Below are 17,020 nucleotides of genomic sequence, written 5' to 3'. Positions count from 1 at the left end.
TGCCGCCCGTCTTAGTTCACGAGTTGCACACTTCTAAAATAAAACAAAGATTGATCACCTGCACCTGAATTTTTAAATACCAGATACAAATCGTGATAACCGGTGGTTGCGGTCGCCGTAATGCCGATTGTCTGTGCCCCTTTGCCGGTAGTCCGGCCTTTTCCAAACAAGGCACCGTCGGGCTTGTCGAGATGCAATTCTACTTCGCCCCCCGCCTGATCGGCCGGTATGATCAACGTCACCTTGGCCTGGCGGACTCCGGTCAGGTCCAAATGCTTGAATGCCGCCCGTGCATTGTTCTTTACATCAGCCAGCACCGACTGATCGTTCTCTTTCCGGCGTTGCGCCCCATCTATCTCCGTGGCCTCGCGTGCGGTGAGCACAGCGCTGCGCAACACTACCACCTGGTTTGCCGACAGGGCCGGTACGTTGCCCGCGCCACCCTTATCCTGGTAGGACGCCGTCAGCATATAAACACCGTCGGTCTCTTTGCCGGGCGTAACCTTGCCTTGTAGTGGCAACTTCGCGGGCACCTTCGCATCGGCCAGTGACAAAATGTATTCCACCATCTTCTTGGCATCGTCCACGCTCAGCTGCGGGTGCGCCGCCATTTCGGTACCACCCCAAATGCCCGCGCCGCCTTTAATGACCTTCGCGGCCAGTTGTCCCGGAGCATCACCGTTGCCTTTGTAGCGCTCGGCCACCTGCTGGTAGCTGGGGCCGGCCGAGCGTTGGTCGATCGTGTGACACGACTTGCAATCGCTCTTCGCCAGCAGCGCCTTGCCGGGTAGCTCTGCCGTCGGCATCTGGTGCCCCTGGGCAACCTGCGCCATGTCAAAGCCTTTCACATAGTCGAATGTCACGGTTACTGCCGTCGGCTCGATCTTACCATCAACCGTGCTGCCGTCTTCCGCGTCTGTAGCCTCCACGACGTACGCCACGGGCGTGCCGGGGAAGAAGAAAGTTTTATTGCCACTTGCCAGTGATGCCTTCACCACGGGCGGTGCGTTGCCCGCGGCCACTTGCACGGTGGCGGTGGATTCCAGGCCTTTGTCGTCTACTACCTTGAGCTGCACCGGGTAGACGCCGGGCTTGTCGAACGTCACGGTAAAGACGCTGTCCTTTGCCTCATAGTCCTTCCCCGCTGCCTTTAGCGTGAGTGTAAGCTTGTCGCCTTTGTCGTGGTCGAACGTACCGGCCGCCGAGAACTGTACTTGCAGGGGTACGCCGCCGTTGATCTGGCTGGCCTTCAGCCTGGCCACCGGTGCGCGGTTGCCGGGGTTGTAGTCGATGCGTACCAGCCGCGCATCGAGGTTCTGCGCAAACCACTTGGTGCCATATTCCAGCATGTATAACCGTCCATCGGGACCAAAGGCCATGTCGATAATGTTATTGAAGTTGATGTTGGGCATGAAGGGCTCCATGTCCATGATCTTATCCTGGCCGTCCAGGCTTACGAGGAAAATCCAGTTGCGCATCCAGTCGTACGCAATAAGCTTATCGTCGAAGTAGTCCGGGAAAGCTGTCGACACGCCTTTATACAGGTCGCTATGATACACAGGCCCCGCCATGGCGTTTCGTCCACCCTCTTTCAGCATCGGAAACTCGTCTGAATGTGCATACGGGTAGTAGATCAGCGCCGGTGTCGCCGGCGGCAGGTCATGCTTACCCGTGTTATTGATCGACTCGTTTACCGGCAGCGCAGGGTCCCACCAGCCTTTGATCTCGCCGGTAGCATAGTCATAACGGGAGTATGCTTCGTTCTTGCCGACAAAGTACGGCCAGCCATAGTTGCCGGGGCGGCGCGCCAGGTTGATCTCATCGTACGAGCGTGGCCCGCGCAGCGAGTCACCTTCGCCGGCGTCGGGTCCTACTTCACCCCAATACAGCGCCCCCGTCTTGGCGTCGACCGAAATACGATAGGGGTTGCGACAGCCCATGACGTAGATTTCGGGACGCGTGTTTGGTTCCTGTTCGTCAAAGAGGTTGCCGGCGGGAATGGTATACGTACCATCCGGTTGGGGCTTGATGCGCAGCACCTTGCCGCGTAAGTCATTGGTGTTGGAGGACGACTTCTGGGCATCATACGGACCGCGGTCCGGCCGTTCATCCGACGGACTAAAGCCGCGCGACTCCCAGGGATTGGTGTTGTCACCCGTTGACAGGAACAAGTTGCCATCGGGGCCAAAGGCCAGCGAGCCCGCGGTGTGGCAGCAGCTCTCCCGTTGCGTAGGCACTTCCAACATGACCTTTTCCGAGGTACTGTCGATTTGGTCGTTCACAAAGGTAAAACGCGACAGGATGTTGGCCGACTTTTCGGCGTGTGAGTAGAAGATATACAGCCAGTGATTTTTATCAAAGCCCGGGTCGGCGGCAATACCGAGCATACCGTCTTCAAACTTGGTGCCGATGTGGAAAGTATTCACAACACGTACTTTGCCGCTCTTGGGATCGTACAGCTTTACATCGCCTTTACGTTCGAGGAAAATGATGCGGCTGTCGGGCAGGATCACCATTTCGGTGGGCTCGTTCAGGTTGAAGTCTAATACTGTTTTGGTGAAGCGGCTTTCATCCGGGGCAATCTTGGCCGTAGCCTTCGTGAAGTCCGGCTTGTCGCCTTCGCCCAGGGCATAGCGGATACCCTGCCACAAATGATTCCGGAAGAAGGGATCCGCATAGCTTTCGTCGGTGTGGCCCATGCCGGTATAAAATGCCCGACCGCCGTCAAACTCATGATACCAGGCGATGGGGTGGTCTTTGCCATTGATGCCGCCCTGATAGGACGCTTCGTCGAGGTTGTACAGCACCTCGAGGTCGCTGCCGATGCTGCGGTAATTATACCATTCGTCAGTACGCAACACCGACTGTTGCAGCGAGTCCCCTTCGAACGTCGGTTTCAGTGCCACGATGCGGGCCTCCTGGATCTTCGGGTGACTTTTAAAATACGCACCAGTCAGGCGGCCGAACCACGGCCATTCATACTCGGTATCGGAGGCAGCGTGCACACCTACAAAGCCGCCGCCCGCCTGGATATAGCGGCGGAAGGCGCCCTGCTGCTCCAGGTCGAGTACGTTACCCGTAGTGCTCAGGAATATCACCGTGTTGTAGCGGCGCAGGTTGTCTTCGTTGAACACCGATGCGTCTTCGGTTGTGTCGACATCAAAGCCGTGTTCCTGGCCAAGTTCCAGCAGCGCTTTTTTGCCCGCGCCGATGGAGGCATGCCGGTAACCGGCGGTTTTAGAGAATACCAGGATGCGTGGCCGCTCCTGGCACGAAAAGAGTAGGCACAGCAATAACACTGGCACTATAAAGCTCAGATTTTTCATAGGAGGTTAGGATGAGCATAAAAAAACCTGGAAGCCACAGCTCCCAGGTTTTTCATGTTATTTCAATTCCTTGATTTTGATGTTGCGGAACCAGACCTGGTCACCGTGATCTTGTAGCGCAAAGTGTCCTTTCTTGGCCTTGCCGAAATCAGGCATGCTCTTGAACTTGCTGGCCGCCACCATTTCGTCCCAGGCAGCATCGTGCATGGTGAAGGTCACGACCTTCTTGCCGTTCAGCCAGAACTCATACTTGCCTTTGTTCGAAATGATCCGGGCTTCGTTCCATTCGCCGGCGGGCTTTACGGTTTCTTCCGAGCAGGCGATCAGATCATACAGGTCGCCGGCGCGGTGCTTGTGAATTTTCGCATCGGGGTGACCGTTGTTGTCGAGCACTTGCATTTCCGGACCGGTAACATATACTGCGCTGTACTTGGGGTCTTCTACTACGTTGAACAGCAGACCGCTGTTGCCATTCGCGGCGATCTTCCAGTCATAGGAAAACTCGTAGTTTTCATATTCACCGGCGGTGATCAGATCACCACGACCTTCTTTGGTAGAGGCATCGAGGTACAGGGCACCGTCGGCTACTTTCCAGGCCGTGCCGTCAGACTTGCCGTTAAATATTTTCCAGCCTTTGGTGCTGGTTCCGTCGAAAAGCAGTTTCCAACCGGCCTTCGTCTCGGCGGCGGTCAGCTTATTTTGGGCTTGTGTCGGAGCGCTCATAACCAGGGCAATGGCCGTCAGCAATACAATGACTTTTTTCATGTTCAGGATTGTTTAGCGATGATGGATAAAACGATCAATCTTTCAGTTTCTCGCCGTCGAGCGACAGCACATACATGGCCATCTTCTCGGCATCGGCTTGCGACAGATCAGGATGTGCCGTCATCGGTATCTCACCCCAGTTGCCTGCACCACCCGCAATGATCTTGCCGGCCAGCATGCTTACGTTTGCTTTTGTGAACTCGTATTTCTTAGCCACTTCTGCGTGTGCAGGGCCAATGATCTTGTTCGTGGGATGGTGACAGGTTTTGCAATCGCTGTTGTCGACAAGCGCCTGACCTTCTTTGATCAGGTCGTCGGCCGATGCCGCTTTAGGCTCGGCCGTCTCGTAGTCGCTATACGCATCACCTTCCTCTTTCTTCTCTTCTTCCTTTTTCGATCCTCCGCACGATGTAAGCGCAAAACTGGCTACCCCTGCAAGGGCCACGATGACGAATAATTTTTTCATGTCTGTTAGTCGATTTTAATAGTTGTAGTGTCTGTGTAATGTGTAAAATTAGATACCCAGGATTCGCTTGTTGAGCTTCTGGTCTTTGCCGGCCGACGCAAAGTCGTCAAAGGCACGTTCCGTCACGCGAATGATGTGGTCCTGGATAAAGGGTGCTCCTTCCGCCGCGCCCTGCTCGGGGTGTTTAATGCAGCACTCCCACTCCAGCACGGCCCAACCGCTGTAATCGTATTGAGTCAGCTTGCTGAAGATCGCGCTGAAATCCACCTGCCCGTCGCCCAGGGAGCGGAAACGACCGGGACGGTTCACCCAGTCCTGATAGCCGCCATACACGCCCGATTTACCGGTGGGGTTAAATTCAGCGTCCTTGACGTGGAACATCTTAATGAAGGTGTGATAGAAGTCGATATACTGCAGGTAGTCCAGCTGTTGCAACAGCAAGTGGCTGGGATCATACAGCATGTTGCAGCGCGTATGCTGACCGGTAGCCTCCCAGAAACGCTCGAAGGTAATACCGTCGTGCAGGTCCTCCCCCGGGTGAATTTCATAGCACAGGTCGACACCTGCTTTATCAAAGGCATTCAGAATGGGCAGCCAGCGTTTCGCCAGGGCGGCAAAGGCGTCTTCCACCAGGCCTGCCGGGCGCTGTGGCCACGGGTACATGGTGTGCCACATCAGCGCGCCCGAAAAGGTAGCGTGCGCATTCAGGCCCAGGTTGCGGCTCGCTTTGGCAGCGAACTTCAACTGCTCCGTGGCCCATGCCTGGCGCTCTTTGGGATTGCCCCGCACAGCCTTCGGCGCAAAGCCGTCGAACAGCTCATCGTAGGCGGGATTTACCGCCACGAGCTGCCCTTGCAGGTGTGTCGAAAGCTCGGTGACCTGCAGGCCCGCCGACTCGACAATGCCCTTCCACTCGTCGCAGTAGTCTTTGCTTTCCGCTGCTTTTTGCAGGTCGATGCAGCGGCTGTCCCACGTGGGAATCTGCACGCCTTTATACCCCAATGAAGCGGCCCATTTGCAGAGCGTCTTCAGGTTATCGAACGGAGCCTGGTCGCCGAGAAACTGCGCCAGGAATATAGCCGGTCCTTGTATCTGTTTCATGTCTGTCGTGTTACGGAAGGGCTAGATGTCTTTCAGCGGCACCCACTTCTTGTTAGACGTTGCCGACTTCACGACGGTCTGTACGAAGTTCATGCCACGTACGCCATCCTCCACATCGGGAAAGTCATACTTCTCGTAGTTGACCTTCTTGCCCGGCTTGTAGTCGCGCAAGGCGCGGCTAAAGGCGCGATAGATGTTGGCAAACGCTTCCAGGTAGCCTTCCGGGTGACCGGCCGGTGTACGGGTAAACGACTTGGTGTGGTCGGACAGGTAGCCCTGACCGGCACGGATTATTTCCTGAGGCTTATTGAGCCATTTTATCTTGAGGGTGTTGGGCTCCATCTGGCGCCATTCCAGGCCGCCATGCTCGCCGTAGATACGAATGTTGAGGTCGTTCTCTTCACCGGCCGCTACTTGTGTGGCCATCAAAATACCCGAGGCGCCGTTATCGAAGCGCAGCAGCATAGAAGAATCGTCGTCGAGGTTACGCCCCTTTACGACCGTGTTCAGCATCGCGCAAACTTCCGTGATCTTGTTGCCGGTGATATACTCGGCCAGGTTGGCAGCATGTGTGCCGATGTCGCCGATCGCACCACCCATGCCTGATTGTTTGGGATCTGTACGCCAGGAGGCCTGCGCATTGCCACTCTTCTCAGCAGCGGTCGACAACCAGCCCTGGGGATATTCAACAAATACCTTGCGGATTTTGCCGAGCTTACCAGCGCGCACCATCTGGCGTGCTTCTTTCACCAGCGGATAGCCTGTATAGGTGTGCGTAAGGCCGAGAATAAGGCCAGTCTTGTCGACCAGCTTACGAAGTACTTTGGCTTCGTCTACAGAAAAGGCGATGGGCTTCTCCACGATCACGTGGAAGCCATACTCGAGGGCCATTTTGGCAGGGCCGAAGTGTACGTGGTTGGGAGTGACGACCGAAACAAAGTCCATCCGCTGGTCGGCGGGCAGCTGTGATTCCTTCTCGAACATCTCCTGGTAGGTTTCATACACCCGTTTCGGATCGAGGTATAACGCTTGCCCGGTCGCTTTGGACTCGCCGGGTACAACACTGAAAGCACCGCATACTAATTCAATCTCGCCATCAATTCCCACAGCTTTGCGGTGTACAGGGCCGATAAAAGAGGTGAGTCCCCCTCCTACCATCCCCATGCGTAATTTTCTTTTCATGAGTGTTAATGATTGGTTTTTAAGGTTTAAGAAGATCCTATCCCACCACCGGCCAGACGCCTACCCTGTCTTTACCGGTCGGATATTTCATACGTTTGTATTTTGTTGCAATAAAGTATTCTCAGCCTGAAAAGTAAACAAATAAAATTACCGGAAACGATTGCAAAGCCTTCCGCGACCGCAAATTTTTACACTAATTGCGGGAATCTTGCCTCAACGACGGGCGATTTCTTAGCTCCGCCCCGGCGCGGAGACGCGTGCCCATGCTGCGTCACCCCCGTAATCAACCACCGGGGATAAAGTATACATAAAGTATACTTAGAGTATACTTACAGCATACATAAAGTACCCTGGCCGTCTTCCAATTTGGCACAACTCCACCCCAGGTCTGCCGGCGACGGTGTTCGCTGTCGGTGGCAAGGCGGGCACCCCGATAAGATCGGGACTATCGCGAGTCGCCCTCCCTTCGGTCGGAAGAATCGCGCCAGGAACTCCATGCAGCGTTTTGTGAATTCTCGCCGATCTGATTTCTGTCACCAAAATCTTCGGGAAATTCCCGTTACCTTTGGCCATCGTAGTACGTAACCGATACTCATGACCGAATCGCTCTTTCTTCGAAATCTTTGGTATTTCGCCATGCACGGCGAGTTTTTGAAACCGGGTAAACTTATTTCCAAAGAGATTTTAGGCGAACGGATCGTCTTCGGACGCAACGAACAGGGTGAGCCTTTCGCGTTGAAAGACAACTGCCCCCACCGCGGCGTGCCCCTGTCCATGGGGTGGTACGACGGCAAGGAAATCCAGTGTTGCTACCATGGATGGAAGTTCAACCATGCCGGTACCTGTACAGAGATTCCGGCGCTGGCCGACGACAAGTTCGACCGCTCCAAGATCAAGGTCTTCAAATACCCGTGCCGCGAGCTGAACGGCACCATCTGGATTTACATTCCGCGCAACAAGACCCAACTCGAAGGCGCCGAAAGCCGGTTGCCCGACCTCCTCATAAAACCTGAGCTGACGTTCAGATTTGTAGAAAAGGTAACGATGCCTGCCGATGTCGATCATGCCGTAATCGGCCTCATTGATCCGGCCCATGTGACGTTTGTACACCAATCGTGGTACTGGCGGTCGGCTAAGAAACTGAAGCAAAAAGAGAAACACTTCGAGCCTGACGGTCTGGGCTTTAAGATGGTGCGGCATAAGCCATCGTCAAACTCCAAGGGCTATTCAATTTTGAAGGGCGAGACTTCCACGGAGATCAACTTCCAGTTGCCGGGCAATCGCTTTGAGCACATTCGTGTAGGGAAGCATGAAATTGTTTCGATTACATGCCTCACGCCGATCAACGAAAATGAGACTGAGCTGAATCATATCTTCTATGCTTCCTTCGGTTTTGTGAAATACCTGTGGTGGCCGCTGCGCTATCTGGGTAAGCAATTTATTCATCAGGACCTCGGCGTATTCCGCAAGTTGCGGAAGGGATTGGAAACGAAGCCTACGCTGATGCTGCTGGGTGAACCCGATGCGCAGGCCCGCTGGTATCATGAATTGAAACGCCAGTGGGATTTGTCGCAGCAGGAAGGGAAGCCGTTTGAAAATCCCATTCCGAAGAAAACCTTGCATTGGGTAACTTAAACGGGACAACACCTGAAGGTCAGCGGGAATAAACCGGGACTTATCCTGGTCCTTTCTATACTAGCTTATCTCTAGCTTAAGTCCAGGACAACACTAGCTTAAGTCTAGCTTATCCTGGCTTTATCCACCCAAAGCGCTGTATTTTCTTCACTCTCGCTCCCACACTCACACTGGTTCCTTACCAGTCGTCGCTATCTTTTTTCTTCTGAAGCTCGGTATATTGAAGCTTATCGGTGAAAGCTTTATCCAATAATCCTAATGTATTCGGCTTGCACCAATCCGGTGAGAGGATCGTCGCGCTGTTCTTTGTAGCGTAGTTCGTGAGGCGATCTTTTTCACTGATATTCTTGTAGCCAATGTTGCCTGTTACCATCAACGTGCGGAACGTGAGGCGGTACTTTCCATCCTTTACGGCGGCGGTTACTTTGCCGCTATACTTGCCGGTTTGGATGATGGGGGGCGTGGCTACCTGCGCGAATTGGAATTTCTTGTAGTCGACTGTGATGTCATTTACATCGAATGACACTTCGTCGCCACTGACGGTGACGTTGGCAACGTAGGGCAATGCTTTATAGAATGCCGCCATCTTTTCGGCGGTGACGGAATCTTGTACAAAGACCTTTTGATAAATAATCTCCTGATCGACGACTTTGAAGTTGCCGTAGGCCGTGGTAGGTGGTTGGGCTTGCGCAAAAAAAGAAACAGAAGCCAGGATCAAAAAGCAAAAAATACCTCTCATGGGGATGTTAAGTTTCCCCAAAGGTAACAAACAGGTGGCAATCACCTATTCGGCCGGACCAAAACAAAGGCCGTTCGACCGGGTAGGGTGTCGAACGACCTTCGCATGTAAGGGCTAGATGAACTTGCTAAGCAGGTTCTCGTAGTATTCTTGCTTGCCACTGATCTGTTGCGGCTCGCCCGTCTTGTGGGCCAGCGTACGCAGCTCTTCCAGGGTCACTTTGCCTTGTTCGAACTGTCTGCCTTTGCCACTATCGAACGAAGCATACCGGTCTTTACGCAGCTTCAGGTACGTGCCGTCGTCGAGGACGGCCTGGGCCGTCAGCAGGGCGCGGGCAAACGTGTCCATACCGCCAATGTGTGCGTGGAAGATGTCGACCAGGTCGGTTGAGTTGCGGCGCGTTTTGGCGTCGAAGTTTACACCGCCGTTCTTAAAGCCGCCGGATTGTAAGATTACCAGCATGGCTTCCGTCAGCTCAAACAGGTTGTTCGGGAACTGGTCTGTGTCCCAGCCGTTCTGGTAGTCACCGCGGTTGGCGTCGATGCTGCCGAGCACGCCGGCGCTGGCCGCTACTTGCAGCTCGTGGTCGAAGGTATGTTGGGCCAGGGTGGCGTGGTTTACTTCGATGTTTAGCTTGAAATCGTCCATCAGGTCGAACTCCCGCAGGAAGGCGATACAAGTTGCCGCATCAAAGTCGTACTGGTGTTTAGACGGCTCCATGGGCTTGGGCTCGAGCAGGAAGGTGCCTTTAAAGCCTTGCGCACGGGCGTAGTCTTTTGCTACATGCAGGAAGCGCGCCATGTGTTCTTGCTCACGCTTCATGTCGGTGTTCAGCAGCGACATATAACCTTCGCGGCCACCCCAGAATACGTAGTTTGTACCGCCCAGCTCGATGGTCGCGTCCAGGGCGTTCTTTACTTGTGCGCCGGCATAAGCCACGACGTTAAAGTCGGGGTTCGTCGCCGCACCGTTCATATAGCGCGGGTGCGAGAACAGGTTGGCTGTACCCCACAGCAGCTTTACGCCGGAGGCCTTTTGTTTTTTCTTGGCATACTCCACCACCTTCGCCAGGCGTGCTTCGGACTCTTTCAAGGTAGACCCTTCGTCTACCAGGTCGTAGTCGTGAAAGCAGTAGAAAGGGGAACCGATCTTGGTAATGAATTCAAAGGCTGCATCCATCTTGTCGAAGGCGCGCTCAACGGCATCTTCGCGTTGATTCCAGGGAAAGTTCTTGGTGCCCGGGCCGAACGGATCACCGCCGGTACCGCAGAAGGTATGCCAATAGGCAATGGCGAAGCGGAAGTGTTCTTCCATGGTCTTCTTACCGATCTTGCGTTTGGCGTCATAGAATTTAAACGCGAGCGGGTTGTCGGAATCCTTGCCTTCGTACTTGATCTGGCCTACGCCTTTGAAGTACTCTTTGTCTCCAAGTGAAAGTTTCATAGTATAGCCTTAATTGATTTGTTTCTGTAATTGTTTAAGCCAGCGGTCATACGCCGCGGCATACGCATCGGCCTTGCCGGCCACCGGATCTTCCGAGCGAATAAGCTTCAGCCCGCGGAAGGCATCCTCAAACGCGCCATAGATCCCCGCGCCTACACCCGCGCCCAACGCAGCACCTTTCGAGCCGTCAGTATCATACAGCTCCAGCCGGGCGCCAATCGTGTTCACAAACGCCTCGCGGAACAGCGGGCTCAGGAACATGTTGGCATTGCCGGCACGGATCACCTGTGTCTTGAGCCCCATTTCTTGTAATACATCAAAGCCATACTTCAGCGCAAACACAATACCCTCCTGCGCCGCGCGGAAGAGATGCGCCTGACTATGTTGATTAAAGTCCAGGCCAAAGAATGAGCTATTGATGTTTTTGTCTTCCAGCACGCGCTCAGCGCCATTGCCAAAAGGCAGCACCGTCAGGCCTTCCGCACCAATGGGTGCGCCCGCCGCGATACTGTTGATGCGGTCATAGCCGTACAAATCGCCCTCGCCCCGCGCCATCTTGCGCAGCCAGCTGTTGAGAATTCCCGTACCGTTGATGCAGAGTAGCACACCGTTCCGTTTCGCCGGGTGCTTATCATTGACGTGAATGAACGTATTGACCCGCGAGCGGGTGTCGTATGCATTCTTGTCGGTCACGCTATAGATCACACCCGAGGTGCCCGCCGTGGCAGCGGTCTCGCCGGGGTTGAGTACATTGAGGGAAAACGCATTGTTGGGTTGATCGCCCGCGCGATAGCTTACTGGAATGCCCGCTGTCAGGCCCAATTGCGCGGCTATCGCGGGACGTACTTTTCCCTGAATAGAGAAGGTGGGCTCCTGCCGGGCCAGCATGCTGGCAGGGACGCCGTACTGCTCCAGCAAGCGTTTAGAAGGTGCCTCGTCCTGGTAGTCCCAGAACATACCTTCAGAAAGGCCCGACGCAGTGGTCACGACTTCGCCGGTAAGCTTCATCGCCAGGTAATCGCCGGGCAACATGACCTTGTCTATCCGGTCAAAGACCGCGGGCTCGTTCAACTTCACCCAGCGCAGCTTGGAGGCTGTAAAGTTACCGGGAGAGTTCAGCAAGTGTTGCAGGGCATAGCCTTCGCCGAGCGCCTTCGACGCGTCCTTGCCGATCTCCACGGCGCGGCTGTCGCACCAGATGATCGACGGCCGCAGCACATCCTGGTTCTTATCGACACAGACCAGACCGTGCATTTGATAGGAAATACCAATGGCGGCAATGGCCCCCGGATCGACGCCAGATTGTTTCAGCGCGCCTTGCAGCGCTTTGACAGCGTGCTCCCACCACAGCGCGGGATCTTGCTCGGCCCAGCCCGGCTGCACGGCCAGCATACCCATTTCTTCGGCAGGCGAATGCGCTGCGCCAACGGTCAGACCCGTGTCGGCATCGACCAGCGAGGCTTTCACGGAAGAGCTTCCAACATCGTACCCCAGGAGGTATTTCTTCATATTCACAATGGTTCAATCGGTTGATGATGTCGGTAAAGATATAACTTATAGTACATTTGACTACAAGGTGTCCGGAATTATTTTCTATCTTGGGCTCCACAGCACCTATGCCTATGCCCCACGAAACGCCCGACGCGATTATTGACGCCCTGTCGATCGACTGTCTGATCTTTGGCTTCCAAAAGAACGAGCTCGACATCTTGCTCGTACAGCACGGCGAAGGCATCAGCAAGGGCAAGTGGGCGCTACCTGGCGGCTGGATCAAATACAACGAAAGTGCCGACGCCGCCGCAGCCCGCATTCTGCAAGACCTTACCGGCGTATCGAAGATCTACCTGGAGCAACTCCGGGCCTTTGGCGATGTGCACCGTTACCCTACCAAGCGTGTAATCACCATTGCGTACTACGCGCTGGTCAAGCCCGAAGCCTATACGCTGGGCGCGGGCTTTACAGCGTCGGACGTGAAGTGGTTTAAGCTGGGTGACGTGCCCTCCCTGCCCTACGATCACAGCGCCATTCTCCACGCCGGCCTGCGGCACCTCAAGCACAAGGTACGCCACGAGCCGATTGGTTTCAACCTGCTGCCTAAGAAGTTTACACTGCTGCAGCTACAAGAGCTGTATGAAGCGTTGTTGGGTCAAAAGCTCGACAAGCCCAACTTCCGGCGTAAGCTGATGAAAATGAACCTGCTCATCCCCTGTAAAGAAAAACAGACCGATGTGTCGCACCGCGCTGCCAGCCTGTATCGCTTTGACAAAAAGACCTATGATAAACTGACCGAGAAGGGCTTTACATTCGAGCTCTAACGGCGTGTGGCTATGCCGGTGATCTATTATAATAGTCTAAACGACCATAACCCCACTGGAATAATTGTAGCTTGCAATCGTTGGAAAGCAGCAAAAATACATCCATATTCCGGCCGCTAAACCTAAATCGAACATCTATTATCCTATGGAACAAACCATTGACCGCTCACGCCTGTTTTGGGCCAGCTGCCTGGCGCTGCTGGTTACATCCCTGTCATTCGGCATCCGCGCCGGTATCCTCAACGAGCTGGGTACTACTTTTCAACTTTCAGCCACCGAGCTGGGTGTCATCACCGCGACAGCCTTCTGGGGCTTTCCGCTGGCGGTAATCATCGGCGGCATGGTGGTCGATATCATCGGCATGAAGCGTCTGCTGCTGGCCGCCTTCCTGTTCCACCTGGTGGGCATCATCTTTACGATCTTTGCTTCCGGCTATTGGTCGCTCTTCCTGTCCACGTTGCTGATCGGCATTGCCAACGGTACAGTCGAAGCGGCGTGTAACCCGCTGGTGGCAACCATTTACCCCGACAACAAAACCACCAAGCTCAACCACTTTCACTTGTGGTTCCCCGGTGGCATTTTTATCGGCACGCTCATCGTATTCTTCTTTAGCAAACTCGGCCTCGGCTGGCAGGTGCAGGTAGCCACCATGCTGATCCCTACGCTGCTGTATGGCTACTTCTTCTCACGCCTCACTTTCCCGGTAACAGAACGTGTCGCCAAGGGTGTTTCTACCGGTGATATGTACAAGGCATTGCTTAGCCCGCTTTTCATTTTTATGATTATCTGCATGTTTGGCACCGCAATCACCGAGCTGTTTACCGGCCAATGGATCGACGTGCTGTTGCGCAGCGTAACCGATAATGCCCTGCTCGTGCTGACGCTGACCACCGGCATCATGGTGATAGGCCGTGGCCTGGCAGAGCCCGTCGTACACCGGTTTTCGCCGCAAGGTGTGCTGTTGATGTCGGCCGTGCTTTCGGTATTGGGTCTCTACCTGCTGGGGCATACCAGCGGCAACATGATCTTTATCGGCGCGCTTGCGTTCGGCATGGGTGTATGCTACTTCTGGCCCACCATGATCGGCTTTGTAGCTGAAAACCTTCCCCGCACGGGCGCTGTCGGCCTGAACTTCATGGGCGGCGCCGGCATGTTTGCCGTGTCGCTGTACCTCATCTTTATGGGCGGCTACTACGATAACCTGGTGAAAAGCAAGATCCCCGCAGGCGTCTCGGAAGCTGAAACCGTTAACCTGCTGGCCGAGGCGCGCAAAGCCGCCGGTCCTGAAATTATCAACGTGACACTTGTCATCCCGATCATTTTAACCGTCGCATTTACGGGCCTGGTGCTATACATGCGCAGCCGCAAAAATGCGGCCGTCGCCTAAGGCATACCGGCATACTGCACGAAAAGGATGGTCCAAAACCATCCTTTTTCTTTTTCTCGTATATCGGGTAAATACACCTTCTCTTGAGTATGAAGAAACTTATCCTGATATTACTGGTAGCATCCGTGAATGACAGTATGGCACAGAAACTGAACGTCGTCGATCCGGTTAAATTCCTCGCCCTGGGCGACTCGTATACCATTGGTGAAAGCGTCGCTCCCGCCGAGCGGTGGCCGGTGCAGCTGGCCGAGGCGTTCCGCCAGAAGGGCCTCGCGTGCCCCGACCCGACGATTATTGCCACCACCGGCTGGCGCACAGACAACCTGAAAGACGCCATCCAGCAGGCCCATCTCAAGCCGGAGTATACGCTGGTGTCACTCCTGATCGGCGTCAACAATTATTACCAGGGCAAGTCGGTGGAAGCCTATGGTCCCGAGTTTGAAGGATTGCTCAGCACAGCCATTGCCCTGGCGGGCGGCCAGCGTGCGCATGTATTTGTTGTCTCCATCCCCGACTACGGCTACACACCCTTTGGCAAAGACAAACAAACCACCATCACGCTGGGCATCGACCGGTTTAACGCGGCCAACAAAGCCATCGCCATTCGCATGGGCGTGCCATACATCGACATTACAGAAATCTCACGCCGCGGACTTGCTGACGCGGATTTAGTAGCCGGCGACGGCCTGCATCCCTCCGGCAAAATGTATACCGCGTGGACTGCGCTTATCCTGGAACATCTGAAAATCGCCAGGCCGGCAGACGAAGGCAACAACACATCCACAACACCTGAAAACGGCATTCGCGATGCACGCTATAGTTTGAAAGTATACCCCAATCCATTCCACGACATCCTCCAGGTCCAAAGCCACGCGGCACCGTCACCCAACCGGCGGTTAAGCTTGTTGACCAGCACCGGCGAGACCGTTAAAAATATTAAGCTTGACACACAGGGCACGATCCTGATTCCCACTGCCGACCTCGCCGTCGGCACATACTTTCTGTTATTGCGCGACCAGGACACCGAAGTGCTGCGCGAGCCGATTGTGAAGCAATAAGCATTGCCAGAAACCGTGGCCGCACACAGAAACAGCGTGCGTGTGAGCGTGAGAGCGAAGCAGCACCAGCGCGAGTCTGTTCGCTCCCGCGCTCACACGCACTCTTGCTTTTCCGGCGGGCTATTCGTTTCTTGACGGAAAGTAGTTTATGAACTCCGCAACCTTACGCGTCACCTCTGAGATCGGCACCTTGCGCAGACTTTTGGTGCACAGCCCCGACAGTAGCCTGGGCAAAGTCGTGCCGTCCAAAGCGCAGGACTGGCTCTTCGAAGACATTGTCCACCTCGACACTATACGCCGCAAAGAGTACGATTTTTATACCCGTATCCTGCTGTATTTCCTGGATCCTGCACGCATTCAGGGAAAGCTGGTCACCATCAACGATCCCAGCAACGACCGGGCCTTCTTTAAGCCTTGCCACGACAACTTTCACCGTTCCGAAAATGTCATCGAGCTGCAGTGGCTGCTGGCCGATATCCTGGCCGACACCAGCATACGCCTGCGACTGGTGGCCTCGGTCTGCGCCATCGAGTTCTGTTCGTATGAAACGCAGAACAACCTCTTCGCCCTGGAACCGCGCGAGCTTTCGAAAGTACTCATCAGCGGCATCCTGAACGATGGGCGCATGCTCTTTCCGCCCATTCCTAACTTTATCTTCACACGCGACATCGGCGTAGTCATTAACGACCATATACTCTTAAACCGGCCGGCAAAAAAAGCGCGTACGCGCGAAGCCCTGCTGACCAAGTATATATTCTTTAATCATCCCCTGTTCACAACGTTTCACGACAAGATCCTGGAAATCGAAGATACCTCCTATCACTTCCTCATGCCCAAGGACACCGATGAAAAGAAAGTGACGTTGGAGGGTGGCGATGTGATGATGATCACCCCGAAACATCTGTTACTGGGCATCAGCGAACGCACCACGGTGGAAGCCGCCCACCAGGTGATCAACTTGCTCTTTGCCCGACAGATCGTCGATACCATCACCGTCATTCGCATTCCGAAGAAACGGGACTACATGCACATCGACACAGTCTTCACGCAAGTGAAACGCAACGTGTGGGTCATGCTGGGCAACTTCTCGCGCACCAACATCCGCAAAGAAAACGCCGACCCGATCGAACGCATTCTCGAAAGCAAAAAGAAGGACGATCCTGTCAGGATCACACAGTTTCACCGGCACGACCCGGAGAGTCCCGTGTCGTTCGACAGCCTGGAAGACCTGCTCATCAACATCAGCGAGAGCGAATTGAAGAGTCCCGAAAAAACGGTATTTATATACTCGGGCAACAACGAGTTTCCATACGACGTGCGCGAGCAGTGGACAGATTCCTGTAACGTGCTCGCCCTGCGCGAAGGCGTGGTGCTGGGCTATGACCGCAACGACAAGACTACCGAAGCCTTTCGCGCGGCAGGTTTTTCCGTCATCACAGCGGAAGAGCTATTAGCGGGCCTCGAGGCCGGCATACTGCAAACGGAGACACTCCGCGACACGCTGATTGTCATGCCTTCCGCCGAGCTGTCGCGCGCCCGCGGCGGCTTTCACTGCATGAGCCTGCCCTTGTGGCGGGACGACATCACCCTCTGAAACTGAACC

Annotated in this window: 13 protein-coding genes; 5 read left to right on the top strand and 8 right to left on the bottom strand. The window is 54.8% G+C overall.

Annotated elements, in window-relative coordinates:
* Positions 1-11: 11 nt before the first annotated feature.
* Genes K7P01_RS20705 through K7P01_RS20685 form a run of 5 tightly spaced genes read right to left on the bottom strand, consistent with a single transcriptional unit; the run spans position 12 to position 6,840 of the window.
* Entirely contained in the window at positions 12-3,326 is a 3,315-nt protein-coding gene (locus K7P01_RS20705) for a ThuA domain-containing protein (protein WP_267296489.1), read from the bottom strand.
* Positions 3,327-3,383: 57 nt separating this feature from the next.
* Positions 3,384-4,091: a 3-keto-disaccharide hydrolase gene (locus K7P01_RS20700; protein WP_267296488.1), complete on the bottom strand. Its 708-nt coding sequence runs from the start codon at positions 4,089-4,091 to the stop codon at positions 3,384-3,386.
* Positions 4,092-4,125: 34 nt separating this feature from the next.
* The gene (locus tag K7P01_RS20695; protein ID WP_267296487.1) at positions 4,126-4,557 is read right to left on the bottom strand and encodes a c-type cytochrome; all 432 of its coding nucleotides are present in this window, start codon (positions 4,555-4,557) and stop codon (positions 4,126-4,128) included.
* Positions 4,558-4,605: 48 nt separating this feature from the next.
* Positions 4,606-5,658, bottom strand: a complete 1,053-nt coding sequence (locus K7P01_RS20690; RefSeq protein ID WP_267296486.1) for a sugar phosphate isomerase/epimerase family protein — start codon at positions 5,656-5,658, stop codon at positions 4,606-4,608.
* 21 nt (positions 5,659-5,679) lie between these two features.
* Complete coding sequence (locus K7P01_RS20685; RefSeq protein ID WP_267296485.1) at positions 5,680-6,840, bottom strand: Gfo/Idh/MocA family protein; 1,161 nt, start codon at positions 6,838-6,840, stop codon at positions 5,680-5,682.
* Between the two features lie 594 nt (positions 6,841-7,434).
* Here K7P01_RS20685 and K7P01_RS20680 point away from each other — a divergent pair.
* Complete coding sequence (locus K7P01_RS20680) at positions 7,435-8,475, top strand: aromatic ring-hydroxylating oxygenase subunit alpha (RefSeq protein ID WP_267296484.1); 1,041 nt, start codon at positions 7,435-7,437, stop codon at positions 8,473-8,475.
* A gap of 178 nt (positions 8,476-8,653) precedes the next feature.
* Here K7P01_RS20680 and K7P01_RS20675 read toward each other — a convergent pair whose 3' ends face one another.
* The 3 genes from K7P01_RS20675 to K7P01_RS20665 form a co-directional block, all read right to left on the bottom strand.
* Positions 8,654-9,214: a hypothetical protein gene (locus K7P01_RS20675; protein ID WP_267296483.1), complete on the bottom strand. Its 561-nt coding sequence runs from the start codon at positions 9,212-9,214 to the stop codon at positions 8,654-8,656.
* 114 nt (positions 9,215-9,328) lie between these two features.
* Positions 9,329-10,657, bottom strand: coding sequence for a xylose isomerase (gene xylA / locus K7P01_RS20670; protein ID WP_267296482.1), 1,329 nt, complete (start codon positions 10,655-10,657; stop codon positions 9,329-9,331).
* A gap of 9 nt (positions 10,658-10,666) precedes the next feature.
* Positions 10,667-12,166, bottom strand: coding sequence for a xylulokinase (locus K7P01_RS20665; protein ID WP_267296481.1), 1,500 nt, complete (start codon positions 12,164-12,166; stop codon positions 10,667-10,669).
* A 113-nt stretch (positions 12,167-12,279) separates the two neighbouring features.
* Here K7P01_RS20665 and K7P01_RS20660 point away from each other — a divergent pair, with 113 nt between their 5' ends.
* From K7P01_RS20660 to K7P01_RS20645, 4 genes are all read left to right on the top strand, one after another.
* The gene (locus K7P01_RS20660) at positions 12,280-12,972 is read left to right on the top strand and encodes an NUDIX hydrolase (protein ID WP_267296480.1); all 693 of its coding nucleotides are present in this window, start codon (positions 12,280-12,282) and stop codon (positions 12,970-12,972) included.
* A gap of 145 nt (positions 12,973-13,117) precedes the next feature.
* On the top strand, positions 13,118-14,359 hold the full coding sequence (locus K7P01_RS20655; RefSeq protein WP_267296479.1) for an MFS transporter: 1,242 nt from the start codon (positions 13,118-13,120) through the stop codon (positions 14,357-14,359).
* A gap of 89 nt (positions 14,360-14,448) precedes the next feature.
* Positions 14,449-15,417 (top strand): GDSL-type esterase/lipase family protein, encoded by a 969-nt coding sequence (locus K7P01_RS20650; protein WP_267296478.1) that lies wholly within the window; start codon positions 14,449-14,451, stop codon positions 15,415-15,417.
* Positions 15,418-15,565: 148 nt separating this feature from the next.
* Positions 15,566-17,011: an arginine deiminase family protein gene (locus K7P01_RS20645; RefSeq protein WP_267296477.1), complete on the top strand. Its 1,446-nt coding sequence runs from the start codon at positions 15,566-15,568 to the stop codon at positions 17,009-17,011.
* The last annotated feature ends 9 nt before the right edge of the window (positions 17,012-17,020 follow it).

This window comes from Parachryseolinea silvisoli, assembly GCF_021190955.1.
Lineage (GTDB): Bacteria > Bacteroidota > Bacteroidia > Cytophagales > Cyclobacteriaceae > Ohtaekwangia > Ohtaekwangia silvisoli.
The sequence above is the reverse complement of the archived record's forward strand: the minus strand, read 5'-3'. Positions and strand labels throughout refer to the sequence as shown.